This is a genomic window from Mycobacterium sp. SMC-2 (assembly GCF_025263485.1).
Classification (GTDB): Bacteria; Actinomycetota; Actinomycetes; order Mycobacteriales; family Mycobacteriaceae; genus Mycobacterium.
Genome location: NZ_CP079863.1, coordinates 4556470 through 4575559, shown reverse-complemented (window position 1 = coordinate 4575559; position 19090 = coordinate 4556470). Strand labels below are relative to the sequence as shown.

The 19090-nt window shown below is 67.7% G+C and carries 16 protein-coding genes and 1 tRNA gene; 12 read left to right on the top strand and 5 right to left on the bottom strand.

Translation table 11 applies throughout. The features are described 5' to 3' along the window. Positions 1-255: 255 nt before the first annotated feature. From KXD96_RS21415 to KXD96_RS21405, 3 genes are all read left to right on the top strand, one after another. Positions 256-2613, top strand: a complete 2358-nt coding sequence (locus tag KXD96_RS21415; protein ID WP_260739616.1) for an MMPL family transporter — start codon at positions 256-258, stop codon at positions 2611-2613. 57 nt (positions 2614-2670) lie between these two features. After that, complete coding sequence (locus KXD96_RS21410) at positions 2671-3573, top strand: DMT family transporter (RefSeq protein ID WP_260739614.1); 903 nt, start codon at positions 2671-2673, stop codon at positions 3571-3573. 125 nt (positions 3574-3698) lie between these two features. Further along, positions 3699-4913, top strand: coding sequence for an Ig-like domain-containing protein (locus KXD96_RS21405; RefSeq protein WP_260739611.1), 1215 nt, complete (start codon positions 3699-3701; stop codon positions 4911-4913). 159 nt (positions 4914-5072) lie between these two features. On the opposite strand, the gene KXD96_RS21400 is transcribed toward KXD96_RS21405, so the two are convergent. Continuing rightward, positions 5073-5148 (bottom strand) — tRNA-His (locus KXD96_RS21400). 43 nt (positions 5149-5191) lie between these two features. After that, on the bottom strand, positions 5192-5839 hold the full coding sequence (orn, locus tag KXD96_RS21395; protein ID WP_260739610.1) for an oligoribonuclease: 648 nt from the start codon (positions 5837-5839) through the stop codon (positions 5192-5194). Positions 5840-5959: 120 nt separating this feature from the next. Between orn and KXD96_RS21390 the strand changes: the two genes are divergently transcribed. Beyond that, positions 5960-7519 carry a DUF853 domain-containing protein gene (locus tag KXD96_RS21390; protein ID WP_260739609.1) on the top strand — a complete coding sequence of 520 codons (1560 nt, stop codon included), beginning with the start codon at positions 5960-5962 and terminating at the stop codon, positions 7517-7519. A gap of 3 nt (positions 7520-7522) precedes the next feature. On the opposite strand, the gene cmrA is transcribed toward KXD96_RS21390, so the two are convergent. Then, a complete protein-coding gene (gene cmrA, locus KXD96_RS21385; protein ID WP_260739607.1) occupies positions 7523-8329 on the bottom strand; it encodes a mycolate reductase in 807 nt (268 codons plus the stop codon). 75 nt (positions 8330-8404) lie between these two features. On the opposite strand from cmrA, the gene KXD96_RS21380 reads away from it, so the two are divergent. Beyond that, entirely contained in the window at positions 8405-9745 is a 1341-nt protein-coding gene (locus tag KXD96_RS21380) for an MFS transporter (protein WP_260739605.1), read from the top strand. Between the two features lie 7 nt (positions 9746-9752). Here KXD96_RS21380 and KXD96_RS21375 read toward each other — a convergent pair whose 3' ends face one another. Both KXD96_RS21375 and KXD96_RS21370 read right to left on the bottom strand, forming a co-directional pair. Then, entirely contained in the window at positions 9753-10529 is a 777-nt protein-coding gene (locus KXD96_RS21375; RefSeq protein ID WP_260739603.1) for an MmpS family protein, read from the bottom strand. A gap of 63 nt (positions 10530-10592) precedes the next feature. Next, complete coding sequence (locus tag KXD96_RS21370; protein ID WP_260739600.1) at positions 10593-11249, bottom strand: TetR/AcrR family transcriptional regulator; 657 nt, start codon at positions 11247-11249, stop codon at positions 10593-10595. Positions 11250-11442: 193 nt separating this feature from the next. Between KXD96_RS21370 and KXD96_RS21365 the strand changes: the two genes are divergently transcribed. Genes KXD96_RS21365 through KXD96_RS21335 form a run of 7 tightly spaced genes read left to right on the top strand, consistent with a single transcriptional unit; the run spans position 11443 to position 18955 of the window. After that, a complete protein-coding gene (locus tag KXD96_RS21365) occupies positions 11443-12186 on the top strand; it encodes a CoA transferase subunit A (protein WP_260739596.1) in 744 nt (247 codons plus the stop codon). Between the two features lie 51 nt (positions 12187-12237). Beyond that, the gene (locus KXD96_RS21360; protein WP_260739594.1) at positions 12238-12879 is read left to right on the top strand and encodes a 3-oxoacid CoA-transferase subunit B; all 642 of its coding nucleotides are present in this window, start codon (positions 12238-12240) and stop codon (positions 12877-12879) included. An 8-nt stretch (positions 12880-12887) separates the two neighbouring features. After that, positions 12888-14459 (top strand): carboxyl transferase domain-containing protein, encoded by a 1572-nt coding sequence (locus KXD96_RS21355; RefSeq protein WP_260745485.1) that lies wholly within the window; start codon positions 12888-12890, stop codon positions 14457-14459. 5 nt (positions 14460-14464) lie between these two features. Beyond that, positions 14465-16471, top strand: a complete 2007-nt coding sequence (locus KXD96_RS21350; RefSeq protein WP_260739592.1) for an acetyl/propionyl/methylcrotonyl-CoA carboxylase subunit alpha — start codon at positions 14465-14467, stop codon at positions 16469-16471. Then, positions 16468-17634, top strand: a complete 1167-nt coding sequence (locus tag KXD96_RS21345) for an acyl-CoA dehydrogenase family protein (RefSeq protein ID WP_260739591.1) — start codon at positions 16468-16470, stop codon at positions 17632-17634. The genes KXD96_RS21350 and KXD96_RS21345 overlap by 4 nt, the downstream gene beginning before the upstream one ends. Beyond that, entirely contained in the window at positions 17631-18137 is a 507-nt protein-coding gene (locus tag KXD96_RS21340) for a MaoC family dehydratase (RefSeq protein WP_260739589.1), read from the top strand. The genes KXD96_RS21345 and KXD96_RS21340 overlap by 4 nt, the downstream gene beginning before the upstream one ends. Then, entirely contained in the window at positions 18134-18955 is an 822-nt protein-coding gene (locus tag KXD96_RS21335) for a CoA ester lyase (RefSeq protein WP_260739586.1), read from the top strand. Before KXD96_RS21340 ends, KXD96_RS21335 begins: the two co-directional genes overlap by 4 nt. The last annotated feature ends 135 nt before the right edge of the window (positions 18956-19090 follow it).

The window sequence follows — 19090 nt, the reverse complement described above, 5'->3', positions numbered from 1 at the left end:
CAAACCGCCTGCAATTCGTCTTCGGTCGGATATCTCATGCTGATGGCGTTATCCACCGAGTTCATCGCTGATCCAATCCGCTTATAGCCCAGCCAAACCGGCGCTCCGCACGCGAATGACTTGCTGAATGCACCCCTTTTCGTTCGATACCCGAGTGGCCAATTGTCAAACGTCGTCGGGCCACCTCCGGGGGAAAGTGGGTCAGGCGGCCGCGCCCGGGTATAGGGCTGGGGACTAGCGATGAAAGGACCATAGATGCTGCAAGCAATCACCAGACTTGCCATCGCCGCACCGCGACGCATCATCGCGGTCGCCTTCTTGGTCCTGGTCGGCGCCGCCGTTTTCGGCCTTCCGGTGATCAACAGCCTGTCGGGTGGCGGTTTTCAGGACCCGACCTCGGAGTCTGCGCGGGCGACCGAGGTGCTTCGCGACAAGTTCAACCAAACCGATCAACAAATGGTGATCGTGCTGAGCACCCCGGCCGGTGCCCAAAGCAATGAGGCGCGCCAGGTCGGCACCGACATCGTCGACCACCTTCGACGATCGCCATGGGTGTTGAACGTGTCCTCGCCGTGGACGTCCCCGCCGCAGGCCGCCGCCCAACTGGTCAGCAAGGACCAAAAGTCCGGCATGGTGGTGGCCGGCCTGAAGGGCGGCGAAAACGACGCCCAAAAGTACGCCGGCGAGCTCACCGAGCAACTGGTGCACGACCGTGCCGGTGTCACCGTGCGCGCCGGGGGCGTGGCGGTGGCGTATGCCCAGATCAACGACCAGAACGAGCGCGACCTGCTGTTGATGGAGTCCATCGCGATCCCGCTCAGCTTCGCGGTGCTGGTCTGGGTGCTGGGGGGCGTGGTCGCGGCGGCGCTGCCGGTCGTGCTGGGCGCCCTCGCCATTGTCTGCACCATGTCGGTGCTGCGGCTGATCAGCTTCGCGACCGACGTGTCGACGTACGCGCTGGACCTGAGCATCGCGATGGGCCTCGCCCTGGCGATCGACTACAACCTGCTGATCATCAGCCGCTTCCGCGAGGAGCTGGCACGCAGCGGCGACCGGGAGCGAGCGCTCCTGCGGACCATGGCCACCGCCGGCCGGACGGTGCTGTTCTCCGCGACCACCGTCGGGTTGTCGATGGCGGTGATGGCGGTCTTTCCGATGTACTTCTTGAAATCGTCGGCCTACACCATCGTGGCCACCGCGGCCATCGTCGCGTTCGCCGCGGTGGTAGTCACCCCGGCGGCGATCGCGCTGCTGGGCCCCCGGCTGGACGCGCTGGACGGCCGTCGGGTGCTGCACCGCATCCTGCACGGCCAGCGGTCGTCCCGCGATCACGCGCACCAGCCGTTCGAGGCGCAGTTCTGGTACCGCTCGACCAGATACGTGCTGCGCCATGCCTTGCCGGTCGGCCTGAGCGTCGTCGCGTTGCTGCTATTGCTGGGGGTTCCGTTCCTGGGGGTGAAGTGGGGCTTTCCCGACGAGCGGGTGTTGCCGCGATCGGCGTCGGCGCGCCAGGTCGCCGACATGATGGACGACGATTTCGCGAACGGATTCGGTGCCGGGGTCACCGTCGTCGTGCCAGACGCCCGGGGCGTGGGCCCCGCCGATCTGGACCGCTACGCCGCCGAGCTGTCGCGCGTGCCGGACGTCACGTCGATGGCCGCGCCGACCGGGACATTTGTCGCCGGTAAGCGGGTGGGACCGCCCGCGGCGGCCACCGGCGTGGCCAACGGTGGCGCGTTCTTCACCGTGGCCAGCAGCGCGCCGCTCTATTCGCCGGCATCGGACGCGCAGCTCGACCGACTCCACCAGGTCGCGGGACCCGCGGGGCGGTCGGTGGAGATGACCGGGCTGGCGCAGATCAACCGCGACAGTGTCGACGCGATCACCAAGCGGCTGCCCATCGTGTTCGGGCTGATCGCCCTGATCACCGTCACGCTGTTGTTCTTGCTGACCGGCAGCGCGGTGCTGCCGCTGCAGGCCCTGGTATGCAACCTGCTGTCGCTGACGGCCGCTTTTGGGGCAATGGTGTGGATCTTCCAAGACGGCAACCTGGGTGCGCTGGGCACCACCCCGAACGGGACGCTGAACGCCAACATCCCGGTGTTGTTGTTCTGCATCGCCTTCGGGCTGGCCATGGATTACGAAGTGTTCCTGGTGTCGCGGATTTACGAATACTGGCTGGCGTCCCGAGCGATCCAGGAGACGCCGCCGAGCGCGGCCGAGGCGCGCGCCGCCACGGACGAGAGCACGGCCTTGGGCATCGCCGGCATCGGCCGGGTGGTCACCACCGCCGCTGTGGTGATGTCGATTTCGTTCGCCGCGTTGATACCCGCGCATGTGTCGTTCATGCGAATGCTCGGTCTGGGGCTGACCCTTGCCGTGCTGGCCGACGCCACCCTGGTTCGGATGGTCCTGGTGCCCGCCTTCATCCACCTGCTCGGCCGGTGGACTTGGTGGGCGCCCAAACCGTTGGAGTGGCTGCGGGACCGGTCTGAGACGGGAGAAGGCGCGGCCGCCGCGGTGGGGCGGCGCCGCTGGGCCTCTGACGCGTCCGAGCCGCAGGGGCCCTCGATCCGCAGGTGGCCCACCAGAGCGGCGACATACCGTGGCTAGCCCTTGCGGTGCAACGGTTTTCGCGCCACAGATCGTTCCCGACATCGGAGACTCCTGATGCCCACGACGGACCTCGCCGCTCTGCTCGCGCTGGCATCCGCGCTGTGCGTAGCGATCGGTGACGTGCTGCAGCAGCGAGCGGCGCATTGCATCGAGGACAAGTCGGTCGGGCATGTCGAATTGTTCGCCAGCTTGCTGCGCAACCAGCGGTGGTGGTGGGGCACCCTGCTGCTCGCGGGGAGCGTCGCATTACAGGCGGCCGCGTTGGGTCAGGGTTCGGTGCTGCTGGTCCAGGCGCTGCTGATGTGTTCGCTGCTGTTCGCGCTGCCGATCAACGCCAGGGTGTATCACCGCAAGGTGACGGGAGCCGAGTGGATGTGGGCCGGTCTGCTCACCGCCGCGGTGACCGTGATCGTCGTTGTCGGCAATCCGCGGGCCGGTCACGCGTCCGCGCCGTTTCGGACCTGGGCCGTGGTGGCCGTCGTGCTCGGGCCGCTTTTGGTCGCCTGCGTCGTGGCGGGCCGGATCTGGGGTGGTGCGGCGGCCGCGGTGCTGTTCGCTCTGATTTCCGGCTCACTGTGGGGGATCTTTGCGGTGCTCGCCAAGGAGGTGGTCGCGCGGCTCGGCGATGGCGGCTGGGCGGTGATCCGCACCCCCGAGCTCTACGCGGCGATCCTGGTCATAGCCGGCGGTGTGGTGTGGAGCCAGGCGGCGTTTCGGGCGGGGCCCTTGACCGCGTCGATGCCCACGCTGGAGGTGTCGCAGCCGGTCGTGGGTGCCGTGCTGGGGGTCGTCGTGCTCGACGAGACGCTGGACGCGGGTCCCGCCGGGATGATCGCCTTGGCGGTGGCCGTCCTCGCGGTGGCGGCGGCCATCGTCAAGCTCGCGCGTGTCGAGGCCGCCACGACCCGCGATCGGGTTGAGACGGAACTCCACGACAGGGCCAGCCAACCGGCCTGAATTTCGTCCGGGCGGCCCGCGTGACACCCGATCACGGACCTGTCAAGGTCGGCATGCGAACGCCACAAAACGCTTTACAATGCATGCACTGTGCTGGTCAGCGGTGACCAACTACATCGGATTTCATGGAAGGTCATTCGATGACGCCTTTGCGCAGACGACGATCGTGGCTGGCCGCCGCGATCGCTTCGGTTGCTGTGCTCGGCGTTGCCTGCGGTGGCGGCAGCCCGGCCGCGGCGCCGGCGAAGGTCATCTTCGACAAGGGCACTCCGTTTGCCGATCTGCTCGTCCCGAAGCTCACTGCCTCGGTGACCGACGGCGCCGTCGGCGTCACCGTCGATGCACCGGTGACGGTCAGCGTCGCCGACGGCGTTCTTGCGTCCGTCACCATGGTCAACGAGAACGGAAAGTCCATCAGCGGCCAACTCAGCCCCGACGGACTACGCTGGTCGACCACCGAGCAACTCGGCTACAACCGGCGCTACACCTTGAGCGCCAAAGCGCTGGGTTTGGGCGGCGCGGCGAATCGGCAGATGACCTTCCAGACCAGCTCGCCGGCGCACCTGACTATGCCATACGTCGCTCCGGGCGACGGCGAGGTCGTGGGCATCGGTGAGCCGGTCGCGATCCGGTTCGACGAGAACATCGCGGACCGCGCCGCGGCGCAGAAGGCCATCAAGATCACCACCAACCCGCCCGTCGAGGGTGCGTTCTACTGGCTCAACAATCGCGAAGTGCGTTGGCGCCCAGAACATTTCTGGAAATCGGGAACGGCCGTTGATGTGGCGGTCAACACCTATGGCGTCGACCTGGGTGACGGGATGTTCGGCGAGGACAACGTCAAGACCCACTTCACCATTGGCGACGAGGTCATTTCGACGGCCGACGACACCACCAAGACGGTGACCGTGCGCGTCAACGGCGAAGTGGTCAAGACGATGCCGACGTCGATGGGCAAGGACAGCACGCCAACCGACAACGGCTTCTACATCATCGGCGGGCGGTACCGGCACATCATCATGGACTCGTCGACCTACGGCGTTCCGGTCAACTCGCCCAACGGATATCGCACCGAAGTGGACTGGGCCACCCAGATGTCCTATAGCGGTGTTTTCGTGCACTCCGCGCCCTGGTCGGTCGGCGCACAGGGGCACAGCAACACCAGCCACGGCTGCTTGAACGTGAGCCCCAGCAACGCCGAGTGGTTCTACGACCACAGCAAGAGCGGCGACATCGTCGAGGTCATCAACACGGTGGGGCCGACGCTGCCGGGCACCGAGGGGCTGGGTGACTGGAACATTCCCTGGGCGCAGTGGAAAGCGGGCAACGCCAACACCTGAAGTGGGTCGGTCGACCTTCTGCCATCTGGCGCAATTTCTGGAGGGCACGGTGACGGTGGTCGCCGCGTGGTCCGCCGTGCCTTCCGTTACGGGCGCAATCACATTGCGTGCGCCGGTAGGCCCCGGGCGGTCAGGAAGCAGCGATGCCTTCCAGCCGATTGGGGTGGCTGACGGGACTCGAACCCGCGACACCCAGGATCACAACCTGGTGCTCTACCAGCTGAACTACAGCCACCATCGCCGCCTGGCCTCGAGGCCAACGAGCGGCGACGTCGATACTAGCCGGTCGGTGGCTCGGCGGCCGAATCGTTTGACCCCGGTGTGCCCTCTCCGCCGTCCAGTTCGGCGACGACGGCCTCGATCTCGCTGGTAGAGGGGCCCGGCGGGGCGACGAACGCGGTCCGGCGATAGAACTTCAGCTCGCGGATGGATTCGTGAATGTCGGCCAGTGCCCGGTGGGCGAGTCCCTTAACCGGCTGGCCGAAGTAGATCCGCGGATACCAGCGCCGGCAGAGCTCCTTGATCGAACTCACGTCGATCATCCGGTAATGCAGGAACGAGTCCAGCGCGGGCATGTCGCGGGCGATGAACGCGCGATCGGTGGCGATGGAATTGCCGGCCAGTGGCGCGGTCTTGGGTTGCTTGACGTGCTTGCCGACGTAATCGAGCACCATGGCCTCGGCGGTTGCCACGTCGACGGTGGACGCCCTCACCTCGTCGATCAAGCCGGAACGCGAGTGCATGTCGGTGACCACGTCGATCATCGACGACAGCGCCGCGTCGTCAGCGTGGATCACCACGTCGACGCCGTCGCCCAGAACGTTCAAATCGGCGTCGGTGACCAGGGCCGCGATCTCGATCAGCTTGTCCGAGCCGAGATCCAGCCCGGTCATCTCGCAATCGATCCACACCAACTCGTCTCGCACAGCGCTCAGACTAGGCCCACCGGGCGCTCACGCCGCCCCTCGCCCCCGACTCGGCCGGAGAAGTAGTGTGAGCGTTGCCGAACCGCATGCCGAACCACTGGAGAACGGGGGCGCGGCACGATGAGCACCGAACCAGCAGAGACCGCCGCGCGCCGGATCGCCAACGGCTACGCCGTCGACGGGCGGGCGCTCGAATTGGGCACGGTCGTCGTCGATGGCGTCGCCGACCCGACGGCACAGATACGCATCCCGCTGTCCACCGTCAACCGGCACGGCCTGGTGGCCGGCGCGACCGGAACCGGCAAAACCAAGACGCTGCAGCTGATCGCCGAGCAACTCAGCGCGGCGGGTGTGGCGGTGATGATGGCCGACGTCAAGGGTGACCTGTCGGGTCTGACCCGGCCGGGGGAGGCCAACGACAAGACCGCCGCGCGTGCCAAAGACACCGGCGACGACTGGGTGGCAACCGGATTCCCGGTCGAGTTCCTGTCGCTGGGCACCGGGGGAGTGGGCGTACCGGTACGCGCGACCATCTCCAGCTTCGGTCCTGTTCTGCTGTCGAAAGTGCTGGGCCTCAACGCCACTCAAGAGTCGACGCTGGGACTGATCTTTCACTGGGCCCAGCAAGCCAACCGTCCGCTGATCACTCTGAACGATCTGCGCGGCGTGATCAGCCACCTGGCGAGCGACGAGGGCAAGGCCGATCTGAAAGACCTGGGCGGGGTGTCGTCGACGACGGCGGGTGTCATCCTGCGGGCGCTGGTGAACCTGGCCGGCGAGGGTGGGGATACGTTCTTCGGCGAGCCGAAGCTTGATCCGAACGATCTGCTGCGCGTCGACGACCAGGGCCGCGGCATCATTTCGTTGCTGGAGTTCAGCGGCCAGTCGTTGCGTCCCGTCATCTTCTCCACCTTCCTCATGTGGCTGCTGGCCGATCTGTTCGCGGAGTTGCCAGAGGTCGGTGATGTCGACAAGCCCAAGCTGGTCTTCTTTTTCGACGAGGCGCACCTGTTGTTCGCCGACGCTTCGAAGGCGTTCCTCGAACAGGTCGAACAAACCGTCAAGCTGATTCGCTCCAAGGGCGTCGGGGTGTTCTTCTGCACCCAGCTACCCACCGACGTGCCCAACGACGTGCTCTCCCAGCTGGGCGCCCGAATCCAGCACGCGCTGCGGGCGTTTACCCCCGACGACCAGCAGGCGCTGAGCAAGACCGTGCGGACGTACCCGAAAACGGATGTGTACGACCTGGAGTCGGCGCTCACGTCGCTGGGAATCGGTGAGGCCGTCGTCACCGTGCTGTCGGAGAAGGGTGCACCCACGCCCGTCGCATGGACACGCATGCGGGTCCCCCGGTCACTGATGGCCTCGATCGGCACCGACGCGATCGCCAAGGCGGCGAAAGACAGTCCCCTGCAGCAAAAGTACGGCCAAACGGTTGAACAACCGGCGCAGCCCCAGGCCGGCCCGCAGGCCCAGCCCGCGCCGCACGTCCAGTCGGACTATCCGCCGGTTCCGTCGAACGAGCCGCCACCGCCCATGCCGGAGCCGGCGGAGCCAAAGGGCCCCGCGATGTGGGAAGAATTGCTGAGTAACCCGACCGTGAAAAGCGGTATCAATACGGCGATACGGGAAGCGGTGAAAGGCATCTTCGGCACCGGCCGCCGCCGCCGCCGGAAGTAAGGGCTAGCTGCCGCCGAGCTTCTTGTAGAAGCTGCCCACGATGGGCGCGACGATAGCGCGGGGGGCGTAGCCGCTCGCCACCGACATGGCCTTGGACGTCAAGCCCGGGACGACGCGCATCTTGTTGCGCTCCAACGCATCCAGCGACACCTGCGCGGTGTGTTCGGTGGAGATCCACAGGAAGTCCGGCACCAGCCGTTCCACCAGCGATCTCTCGGCGTCGTCGGGGAGGTCTGTGCGCACCGGTCCCGGCGCCAGCAGCGTGACGTGCACACCCGAGTTGCGCAGTTCACCGCGCAGCGATTCGCTGAACGTGTTGGCGAACGCCTTGGTGGCCGCATAGGTGGCGTTGTAGGGAATCGGCGAATTGCCCGCCGCCGAACCGGAAATCAGAATGCCGCCCGCCTTGCGCTCGACCATGCCAGGGAGCACCGCCAACGTAAGGTCGTGCACGCCCAGCACGTTGAGCTGCACTTGCGCCTTTTCGCCGGCCGGGTCCAGCGTCGCCACCGGACCGAAGGTCGCGGTGCCCGCGTTGGCGCACAAGATCGAGATCGGCCGGGCGGCCAGTTCGTCGCACAGTTTCGCGCGTTCCCCCGGATCGGCGAGGTCGGCGGGTCGCACGTCGACCGCGACGCGGTACTTGTCGGTCAGGCGCGCGGCCAGCTCGTTGAGCAGGTCTTCACGTCGAGCGGTGACGATCAGGCTGTGTCCACGGGCGGCCAGTTCGGTGGCCAGCGCCTCGCCGATGTTCTGCGAAGCTCCGGTCACGACGGCGCGCGCGTCTGGGCTGGGCGGGGGGATCGGCATGAAGCCAATCGTAGACAGCCAGCGCGGCGAAGCCGGGCGCGGCGGGTCGGCTGCGGAACAAATAGAGTGCCGGGCATGGGGCAGCCGTCGCCGCGTTCACTCACGCCGGTGCCATCCCGGGTGGTGGCGTGGGCGCTCTGGGACTGCGGCTCCACCGGCCTGAACGCGATCGTGACGACCTTCGTCTTCGCCGTGTACCTGACCAGCAGCGTGGGGGTGGGCATTTCCGGCGGCACCACGCCGGCGAGTTGGTTGGGGCGTGCCGCGGCGATTGCCGGGCTAACCGTCGCGCTGCTGGCGCCGGCCGTGGGCGTCTGGGTGGAGTCCCCGCATCGCCGGCGGGTCGCCCTGAGCGTGTTGACCGCTCTGGCCGTCGCGCTGACGAGCGCGATGTTCTTCATCCACGACCGCCCCGGCTACCTGTGGGCCGGGCTGGTGTTGATGGGAGCTACGGCGGCCTGCAGCGACCTGGCCAGCGTCCCGTATAACGCCATGCTGCGCCAACTTTCGACGCCGCAGACCGCCGGCCGGATATCTGGGCTGGGCTGGGCGGCCGGCTACGTCGGCAGCGTCCTGCTCCTGCTTGTGGTCTACAGCGGATTCATTTCGGGGACCGGCTCCGGGCCGAACGCGACGCGCGGGCTATTGCGGGTGTCTCTTCACGACGGCCTCTACGTCCGGGAGGCGATGCTGGTCGCGGCGGCATGGCTGGCGATCTTCGCTCTGCCACTGCTGTTCGTCGCCCATCGGCTCCCCGACTCGGCCGCGGTGCACGGGCCGACGAGCATGCTCGGCGGCTATCGCAAGCTGTGGACAGAGGTCTCCGCCGAATGGCGGCGCGACCGCAATCTGGTCTACTTCCTGTTGGCCAGCGCGCTTTTCCGGGATGGGCTGGCGGCGATCTTCGCCTTCGGCGCCGTGCTGGGCGTCAACGTGTACGGCATCTCGCAGGGCGACGTGCTCGTATTCGGTGTGGTGGCCAGCGTGGTGGCGGCGGTGGGCGCGGTGCTGGGTGGGTTCGTCGATCATCGGATCGGGTCGAAACCCGTCATCGTGGGGTCGCTGGCCGCCATCGTCGCCCTGGGCCTCACCCTGATGTCGCTGTCCGGTCCGGTGGCCTTCTGGATATGCGGGCTACTGCTGTGCATGTTCATCGGGCCATCGCAGTCATCCTCACGTGCCCTGCTGCTGCACATGGCGAAGCGCGGCAGGGAAGGCGTCGCGTTCGGCCTTTACACCATGACCGGGCGGGCGGTGGCGTTCCTGGCGCCCTGGCTGTTCTCCGTGTTCGTGGACGTATTCGGCGCCGTGCGTGCGGGCCTGGGCGGCATCACGCTGGTGCTAGGCGCCGGGCTGCTGGCGATGCTGGCGGTCCGGGTTCCCGCGCGTGGCGCTTTGGCAGTCGAGCCGTCGTAACGGGCGCTTAGCCCCTGGCGTCGCAGATCGTCAGCCCGACGCCGACGCGCTTGCTCATCTGGATGCCGTTGACGGTGACCGAGCAGGTGACGTTGTGCCCGATGTTGACGACCGTGACGTTGGCCGGATGGACCGCCGTCTTGGGCAGGGTGACCTCTTTGCTCCAGGGCAGCGCGACGTTGAATTCAGTCTGGATCAGGTCCCCGGTGTCGATGTACATGATGCTGATCGCGCGGCCTTCGCCGGCGACGCTGTAGACGATGTCCTGCATCGCGGCCGGGCCGGTGGACTCGGTGGGCGTCTGCGAGCCGCCGGGCGGCACGGGAGCCGGGACGCGGGTCGGTGACGTGCGCGTCGACGGGCTCGGCATCGTCGAAGTGGTCTCCGGCATGGCGGGCAACGGCGGGACCGCGGTCTGGGTCTTGATCGCGTCGTTCACCAACACCAACGCAACGACGAGGGCGACCACCAGCAGCACGGCCGCGCCGGCAAGGATCCACAGCCATCGCGGTGGAGGTTTCGGGCCGCCCGGCGGCGGCGGAGCCTGGGGATGCGGTTGACCCGACGGAGGAAGCTCATGCTGCCAGTACGCCGGCAGCTCTCGGGTCGTGTTGGCCTCGTTCATGCTGGGTGCCCACGGCGGAGCTTGCCCACCGTAGGCAGGCGCGTAGGGCGCCTGGTCGGCGTACGCCGGGTCGGCGGGCGGGTACCACGGGCCCTGCGGCGACGATCCCGGCAGGGAGGGACTGTACCGCTCGGTGGGACGTGAATCGTTCATGTCCACCTCATGGATTGCAGAGTACCTGCGCCGGGCGCCCGAGCGGCGAATCACCTCACCAGCGGCAATTCAGGGGCACTCGTTCCCGGCGGCGAGCGCGGCGACCGTCATCGCCCGCATGACGGCGCGGGACCGTGCGCTGCGGGCGGACTTGCTGCGCGAGGCATCGGGGGACTTCATGCTGTGCGGCGTCGAGTTGAGCAGGCCGAACACCGCGTGGGCGGTCAGCCGGGCATCGGGCTCGGGCAGCTCGGGGTTCAGCTCGCGCAACACCTCGACCCACACCTCGACGTATTGGCGTTGCGCTTTGCGCACCTGCTTCTCGGCCGCCTCGGGCAGGTGCGCGAGGTCGCGGTCCTGGATGCGGATCAGGTCCGGTTCGCCCAGCGCGAAGTCCAGGTGAAAGTCGATCAGGCCGTCCAGCGCGCTGGCCGCGTCGGGGTTGCGGGCCCGCACGTCCCGGGCACCGGCGAGCAAGCGGGCGCTGATGCCCACCAGCAACTCGACCAGCAGCGACTCCTTGTTGGGGAAGTGGCGGTAGATCGCCGGACCGCTGACACCGGCGGCGGCGCCGATGTCCTCGAGCCGCACGGCCAGGAAGCCGCGCTCGGCGAACAGACGCTCGGCGGCCGACAGCAGCTGCAGGCGCCGGTCGGATTTCAACCGGCTCCGACGATTTGGGGCATCGGGGGGGCCGGGCTGGCCGTCAGAGGTGGACGTTGTCACGACGAACCCCCGTCGAGTTGGTTAATCGCCACTAACTTAGCACGAGTTTTGGCGGTTGACTTGCGGCAATGGACGGCGATGACCCGGCGTCGTCGTCGCTGGACCGGCGGGACCGACGGTGGTATTCTCAGCCGTTAGTTAATGAGCATTAACTCAAAATGGCCCGCCCGACGGCAAGGAGGCTGCTGCGGCGATGGACAAGGTGGTGGCGACGGCCGCTGAGGCGGTAGCCGACATAACCGACGGGTCGTCCCTGGCGGTCGGGGGCTTTGGGTTTTGTGGCATCCCCGAAGCTTTGATCACCGCGCTCGTCGCCACCGGGGTCCGCAACCTGGAGACGGTGTCCAACAACTGTGGCGGCGATGGAATCGGGCTGGGCCCATTGTTGGCGCACAAGCGAATTCGGCGAACCATCGCCTCGTATGTGGGCGACAACAAGGAGTTCGCTCGCCAGTTCCTCGCGGGTGAACTCGAGGTGGAGCTCAACCCGCAGGGCACGCTCGCGGAGCGGCTGCGCGCAGGAGGAATGGGGATTCCCGCCTTCTACACCGCCGCGGGGGTGGGGACGGCCGTTGCCGACGGTGGGTTGCCGTGGCGCTACGACGCCTCCGGCGCGGTGGCGGTGATGTCGCCACCGAAGGAGACCCGCGAGTTCGACGGTGTCACCTATGTTCTGGAGCGGGCGATCCGCACGGACTTCGCACTGGTGCACGCCTGGAAGGGGGACCGGCACGGCAACCTCGTCTACCGGGGGGCCGCCGCCAACTTCAACCCGGACTGCGCCCAGGCCGGCAGGATCACCATCGCCGAGGTGGAACACCTTGTCGAGCCGGGAGAGATCGATCCCGCCGCGGTGCACACGCCGGGCATCTATGTGCAACGGGTCGTGCACGCGCCGGGGCCGGTGAAGCGGATCGAAAAGTTGACGGTGCGCTGATGCCCGCGCCACGACGATGCAGAGTGAAGCGATGAGGAGAAGTGGCGCCTGATGCCTTGGAGCAAAGAGGGTTTGGCCGCGCGGGTGGCCGCCGAATTCGAGGACGGCCAGTACGTCAACCTCGGCATCGGGATGCCCACTCTTGTCCCCAATCACATCCCGGCGGGCGTCACCGTCGTCGTGCATTCGGAGAACGGAATCCTCGGTGTCGGACCGTATCCCCGGCCCGAGGACGTCGACGCGGATGTGATCAACGCGGGCAAGGAGACAGTCACCACGATTCCGGGTGCGGCCTTACTCGGTTCCTCGGCCTCATTCGGGATCATTCGCGGCGGACACCTCGACCTCGCGGTGCTGGGGGCGATGCAGGTCTCGGCCACCGGCGACCTCGCCAACTGGATGATTCCCGGAAAGATGGTGAAGGGCATGGGCGGCGCGATGGACCTCGTCCACGGCGCCCGCAAGGTGATCGCCATGATGGAGCACACCGCCCGCGACGGCAGCCCGAAAATCGTTGCGCGGTGTACTCTTCCGCTGACCGGCGCGGGCTGTGTCGATCGCATCATCACCGACCTGGCCGTCATCGACGTGTGCGACGACGGCCTGCGCCTGGTCGAGACCGCCCCGGGGGTCTCGGCCGACGAGGTGCGCGCCAAGACCGAACCGTCCCTGATGACCGGGAGGCAACCGTGACCTCTGTGATGACCGCGCCATCGTTCGCCGACGAGCACCGCAGGCTGGTCGCCGAGTTGAACGCCAAGCTGGCGGCCGCCGCACTGGGCGGCAACGAACGCGCGCGCGAACGCCATGTGAGCCGCGGCAAGCTGCTGCCGCGGGAGCGGGTGGATCGCCTGCTCGACCCGGGCAGCCCGTTCTTGGAGTTGGCGCCCCTGGCCGCCAACGGCATGTATGACGACGAGTCCCCGGGGGCCGGCATCATCACCGGGATCGGCCGGGTGTCCGCGCGCGAGTGTGTGATCGTCGCCAACGACGCCACCGTCAAGGGCGGCACCTACTACCCCATGACGGTCAAAAAGCACTTGCGCGCACAGGAAGTCGCGCTGCAGAATCGCCTGCCCTGCATCTACCTGGTGGACTCCGGCGGCGCCTTCCTGCCGCGCCAGGACGAGGTGTTTCCCGACCGCGAGCACTTCGGCCGCATCTTCTACAACCAGGCGACCATGAGCGCCAAGGAGATTCCCCAGGTGGCCGCCGTCCTCGGCTCGTGCACGGCCGGTGGCGCCTATGTGCCGGCCATGAGCGACGAGGCCGTCATCGTCCGCGAGCAGGGCACGATCTTCCTCGGTGGTCCGCCCCTGGTGAAGGCGGCCACCGGTGAGATCGTCTCGGCCGAGGACCTCGGCGGCGGCGACCTGCACTCGCGGGTCTCCGGTGTCACCGACCATCTCGCCGACGACGACGAGCACGCGCTGCGCATCGTGCGCGCCATCGCGGCCACCTTCGGCCCGCGCGAACCCAGCCAGTGGGACGTCCGGCCCCCGGTGGAGCCCAAGCATCCGCAGAGCGAGCTCTACGATGTGGTGCCGCCGGATCCGCGCGTGCCCTACGACGTGCACGAGGTGGTAGTGCGGCTGGTCGACGGCGGCGAATTCAGCGAATTCAAGGCGAATTACGGCAAGACGCTGATGACCGCCTTCGCCCGCATCCACGGCCACCCGGTGGGGATCGTCGCCAACAACGGCATCCTGTTCAGCGAATCCGCCCTGAAGGCCGCCCATTTCATCGAGCTGTGTGACAAACGCAAGATCCCACTGTTGTTCCTGCAGAACATCGCCGGGTTCATGGTCGGGCGTGACTACGAGGCCGGCGGAATCGCCAAGCACGGCGCCAAGATGGTGACCGCCGTGGCCTGTGCCCGGGTGCCCAAGCTGACCGTCGTGATCGGCGGATCCTATGGCGCGGGTAACTATTCGATGTGCGGGCGGGCATACTCCCCGCGCTTCTTGTGGATGTGGCCCAACGCCCGCATCTCGGTCATGGGCGGCGAACAGGCCGCCTCGGTGTTGGCCACGGTGCGCGGCGAGCAGCTCGCGGCGGCCGGCAAACCGTGGCCGCCCGACGAGGAGGAGGCGTTCAAGGCCCCCATCCGCCAGCAGTATGAGGACCAGGGCAACCCGTACTATTCGACCGCCCGACTGTGGGACGACGGCATCATCGATCCGGCCGACACCAGAACGGTTGTCGGGCTGGCCCTTTCGGTGTGCGCCCACGCCCCGTTGGATCCGGTCTCCTACGGCGTCTTTCGGATGTGATGACGATGTTTTCGACTGTATTAGTGGCCAACCGTGGCGAGATCGCCGTCCGGGTGATGCGGACCCTGCGCCGCCTCGGCATCCGCTCGGTCGCGGTGTACAGCGACCCCGATGCCGGCGCCCGTCATGTCCTGGAGGCCGACACGGCCGTGCGCCTGGGCCCCGCGGCGGCCCGCGAGAGCTACCTCGACATCGGCAAAGTGCTCGATGCGGCGGCACGCACCGGGGCTCAGGCGATCCATCCGGGCTACGGGTTCCTCTCGGAGAACGCGGAATTCGCGGCCGCCTGCGAAAAGGCCGGCGTGGTGTTCCTCGGCCCGCCGGCGCGAGCGATCCAGGTGATGGGCGACAAGATCACCGCCAAGAACGCGGTCGCCGCCTTCGACGTGCCGGTGGTGCCCGGGGTGGCCAAGCCCGGACTGAGCGACGACGAGTTGGTGGCGGCAGCCGAAGACATCGGATACCCGGTGTTGATCAAGCCGTCGGCGGGCGGCGGCGGCAAGGGCATGCGCCTGGTGGATGACCCGAGCCGGCTGCGCGACGCCCTGCTGGGTGCCCGGCGCGAGGCCGCCTCGTCGTTCGGCGACGACACCCTGTTCCTGGAGCGATTCGTGTTGAGCCCCAGACACATCGAGGTGCAGGTGCTCGCTGACACCCACGGCAACGTGGTCCACCTCGGCGAGCGCGAATGCAGCCTGCAGCGGCGTCACCAGAAGGTGATCGAGGAAGCGCCCTCGCCGCTGCTCGACCCGCAGACACGCGCCCGCATCGGGGCGGCTGCGTGCAACACCGCCCGCAGCGTCGACTACGTCGGCGCGGGCACGGTGGAGTTCATCGTCTCCGCCGACCGTCCCGACGAGTTCTTCTTCATGGAGATGAACACCCGGCTGCAGGTGGAACATCCGGTCACCGAAGCGATTACCGGACTGGACCTGGTGGAGTGGCAGCTACGGGTGGCCGCCGGCGAGAAGCTGGGGTTCGCGCAGGATGACATCGAACTGCGGGGCCACGCGATCGAGGCCCGGGTGTATGCCGAGGACCCCGCACGCGGATTCCTGCCCACCGGTGGCCGCGTGCTGCAGGTGGCCGAGCCCTCCGGCGCCGGCGTGCGGGTCGACTCGTCGCTGTTGCCCGGCACGCTGGTCGGCAGCGATTACGACCCGATGCTGAGCAAGGTGATCGCCTGCGGAGAGGACCGCGACGAGGCGCTGGCCAGGCTCGACGGGGCGCTGGCGCAGACCGCGATCCTGGGGGTGCAGACCAACATCGAGTTCCTCCGGTTCCTGCTGGCCGACGGGCGAGTGCAATCCGGTGACCTCGACACGGCGCTGCTCGACGAGCGGGTGGCGGACTTCGCGCCGTTGCCGGCGCCCGACGACGTGCTCGCCGCCGGTGGTCTCTACCGCCAGTGGGCCCTGGACCGCCGCGCCGCCGGCAGACTCTGGGCCGTCCCGACCGGATGGCGGGTCGGGGGTGCGCAGGCACCCGTGCGCACTGAGATGCGGACCCCCCTGCGCAGCGAAACCGTGTCGGTATGGGGTTCCCCGTCCGACGCCCGGGTGCAAGTCGGGACGGGCAAAATCCGTTCCGCGAGCGTGCAAGTCGACGACGATCGGATGGATGTCACGCTGGAGGGGGTGCGCCGTGAATACCGGTGGGCGGAGGCCAACCGTCACCTTTGGATCGCCGACGAGCGCGGAGCGTGGCACCTGCGTGAGGCCGAGGAGCACAAGATTCACCGCGCGGTCGGTGCGCAGCAGGCCGAGATTCTCAGCCCCATGCCCGGCAGCGTGATCGCGGTCCAGGCCGCCTCCGGCGCCGAGGTGTCCGCGGGCGACGTGGTGGTGGTTGTGGAGGCAATGAAGATGGAACACTCGCTCTCCGCGCCGCTTTCGGGACGGCCTGAGCTCTTGGTGTCCGTCGGCGATCAGGTCACGGTCGACCAGGTGCTGGCCCGGCTGGTGCCCGAAGAGCCTGATGCAGCAGCAGATTCGAGTGAGGACGAAACATGACGACATCCATTGCCGCGGGGACGCTACCCAAGGAATACCAGGATCTTCGCGATACGGTGGCCGAGTTCGCACGCACCGTGGTCGCCCCCGTATCGGCCAAACACGATGAGGAGCACAGCTTCCCGTACGAGGTCGTCGCCAAGATGGGCGAGATGGGGCTGTTCGGCCTGCCGTTCCCGGAGGAGTACGGCGGCATGGGCGGTGACTACTTCGCGCTGTCGCTGGCGCTCGAGGAACTCGGCAAGGTCGACCAGTCGGTGGCGATCACGCTGGAGGCCGGCGTGAGCCTCGGCGCCATGCCCATCTACCGCTTCGGCACCGAAGAGCAGAAAACTATATGGCTGCCTGACCTGACGGCCGGCCGGGCCCTGGCCGGTTTCGGGCTCACCGAACCGGGCGCCGGTTCCGACGCGGGCGCCACCCGGACCACTGCCCGGCTCGACGACGGCGAGTGGGTGATCAACGGCAGCAAGCAATTCATCACCAACTCCGGCACCGACATCACCAAGCTCGTCACCGTCACCGCGGTCACCGGCACCGTCGCCGACGGGAAAAAGGAGATCTCGACGATCATCGTGCCCAACGGAACACCGGGATTCACCGTCGAACCGGTTTACAGCAAGGTCGGCTGGAACGCCTCGGATACCCACCCGTTGAGCTTCGCCGACGCCCGGGTGCCGGAGGAGAACCTGCTTGGCCCGCGCGGCACAGGCTATGCGAACTTCCTGTCCATCCTGGACGAGGGCCGCATCGCGATCGCCGCGCTGGCGACCGGCGCCGCGCAGGGCTGCGTCGACGAGAGCGTCAAGTACGCCGGGGAACGCCAGTCCTTCGGTCAGCCGATAGGCTCCTACCAGGCGATCAGTTTCAAGATCGCGCGGATGGAAGCACGCGCGCACGTCGCCCGCACGGCGTATTACGATGCGGCGGCAAAGATGTTGGCCGGCAAGCCATTCAAGAAGGAGGCAGCTATCGCGAAGATGATCGCGTCGGAAGCGGCCATGGACAACGCGCGCGACGCCACCCAGATCCACGGGGGATACGGCTTCATGAACGAGTACCCGGTGGCGCGGCACTACCGCGATAGCAAGATCTTGGAGATCGGTGCGGGGACCACCGAGGTGCAGTTGATGCTCATCGCGCGATCGCTGGGGCTGTCGTGACCGAACCAGGAGGCGGTAAGTCAATCGTCCAGCGGGGCTTGTGGTTCGACGAGTTCGAGATCGGCACGACGTACCTGCACCGGCCCGGCCGCACCATCACCGAGGCCGACAACGTCTTGTTCACCACGCTGACCATGAACACCCAGTCGTTGCACCTGGACGCGGCGTGGGCGGCCGAGCAGCCGGGCTTTCGGGGCGAGCGGTTGGTGAACTCGATGTTCACCCTGTCCACGCTGGTCGGGCTGTCGGTCTCGCAGTTGACCTTGGGCACCATCGTGGCCAATCTTGGCTTCTCCGAGGTGTCCTTCCCCAAGCCGGTCTTCCACGGCGACACCCTGTATGCGGAGACGGTCTGCACCGGCAAGCGCGAGTCGAAGAGCCGGCCCGGCGAAGGGATCGTCACCCTCGAGCACACCGGGCGCAACCAGAACGGCGAAATCGTTGCGCGGGCGGTGCGGACAACGCTGGTCCAGAAGCGGCCAAGCGGGGAGGGTTCCCGATGAACCTGGAAGCCGCCGGTCCTGCCTGGTTGTTCTGCCCGGCCGACCGTCCCGAGCGGTTCGCGAAGGCCGCCGCCGCGGCCGACGTGGTGATCCTCGACCTCGAGGACGGCGTGGCCGCAGCGGACAAGCCCGCCGCCCGCAAGGCGCTGCGGGAGACCCCGCTCGATCCCGCGCGCACCGTGGTGCGCGTCAACGCGGCCGGCACCGAGGAGTACGGCCGCGACCTGGACGCCCTGGCCGGAACCCCCTACACGACCGTGATGCTCTCGAAGGCCGAATCGGCCGCCCAGGTCGCCGCGCTGGCGCCCCGGGACGTCATCGCGCTGATCGAGACGCCCCGCGGCGCGGTGTTCAGCACCGAGATCGCCGCCGCCGAGGGCGCCGTCGCGCTGATGTGGGGGGCCGAGGACCTCGTCGCCGCCCTCGGCGGCAGCTCCAGCCGTTTGGCCGACGGCACCTACCGGGACTTTGCCCGCCATGTCCGGTCCACCGTCCTGCTGGCGGCGTCCACCTTCGGCCGGGCTGCGCTCGATGCGGTTCATCTGGACATCCACGACGTCGAAGGCCTGCGGGCCGAAGCCGCCGACGCCGTCGCGGTGGGGTTCCACGCGACGGTCTGCATCCACCCGACCCAAATTCCGGTCGTGCGCGACGCCTACCGCCCCAGCGAGGAGAAACTCGACTGGGCGCGAAGGGTATTGGAGGCGGCGCGGACCGAGCGCGGCGTTTTCGCGTTCGAGGGACAGATGGTGGACTCGCCGGTGCTCAAGCACGCGGAAATGCTGGTGCGCAGGGCGGGTCAGCCCGCGAGCGGGTGAAATTCGCGAAGCAGCATCACCGACGATATCGAATTCAGAAGTCGTCTAACGGTCGCAAGCTGCCTCTTGCCCCGCGGGCGCGACACGTTTGCGATCACCGCGATCTCTCCCGAATCGAGCGCATAATGGTGAGTA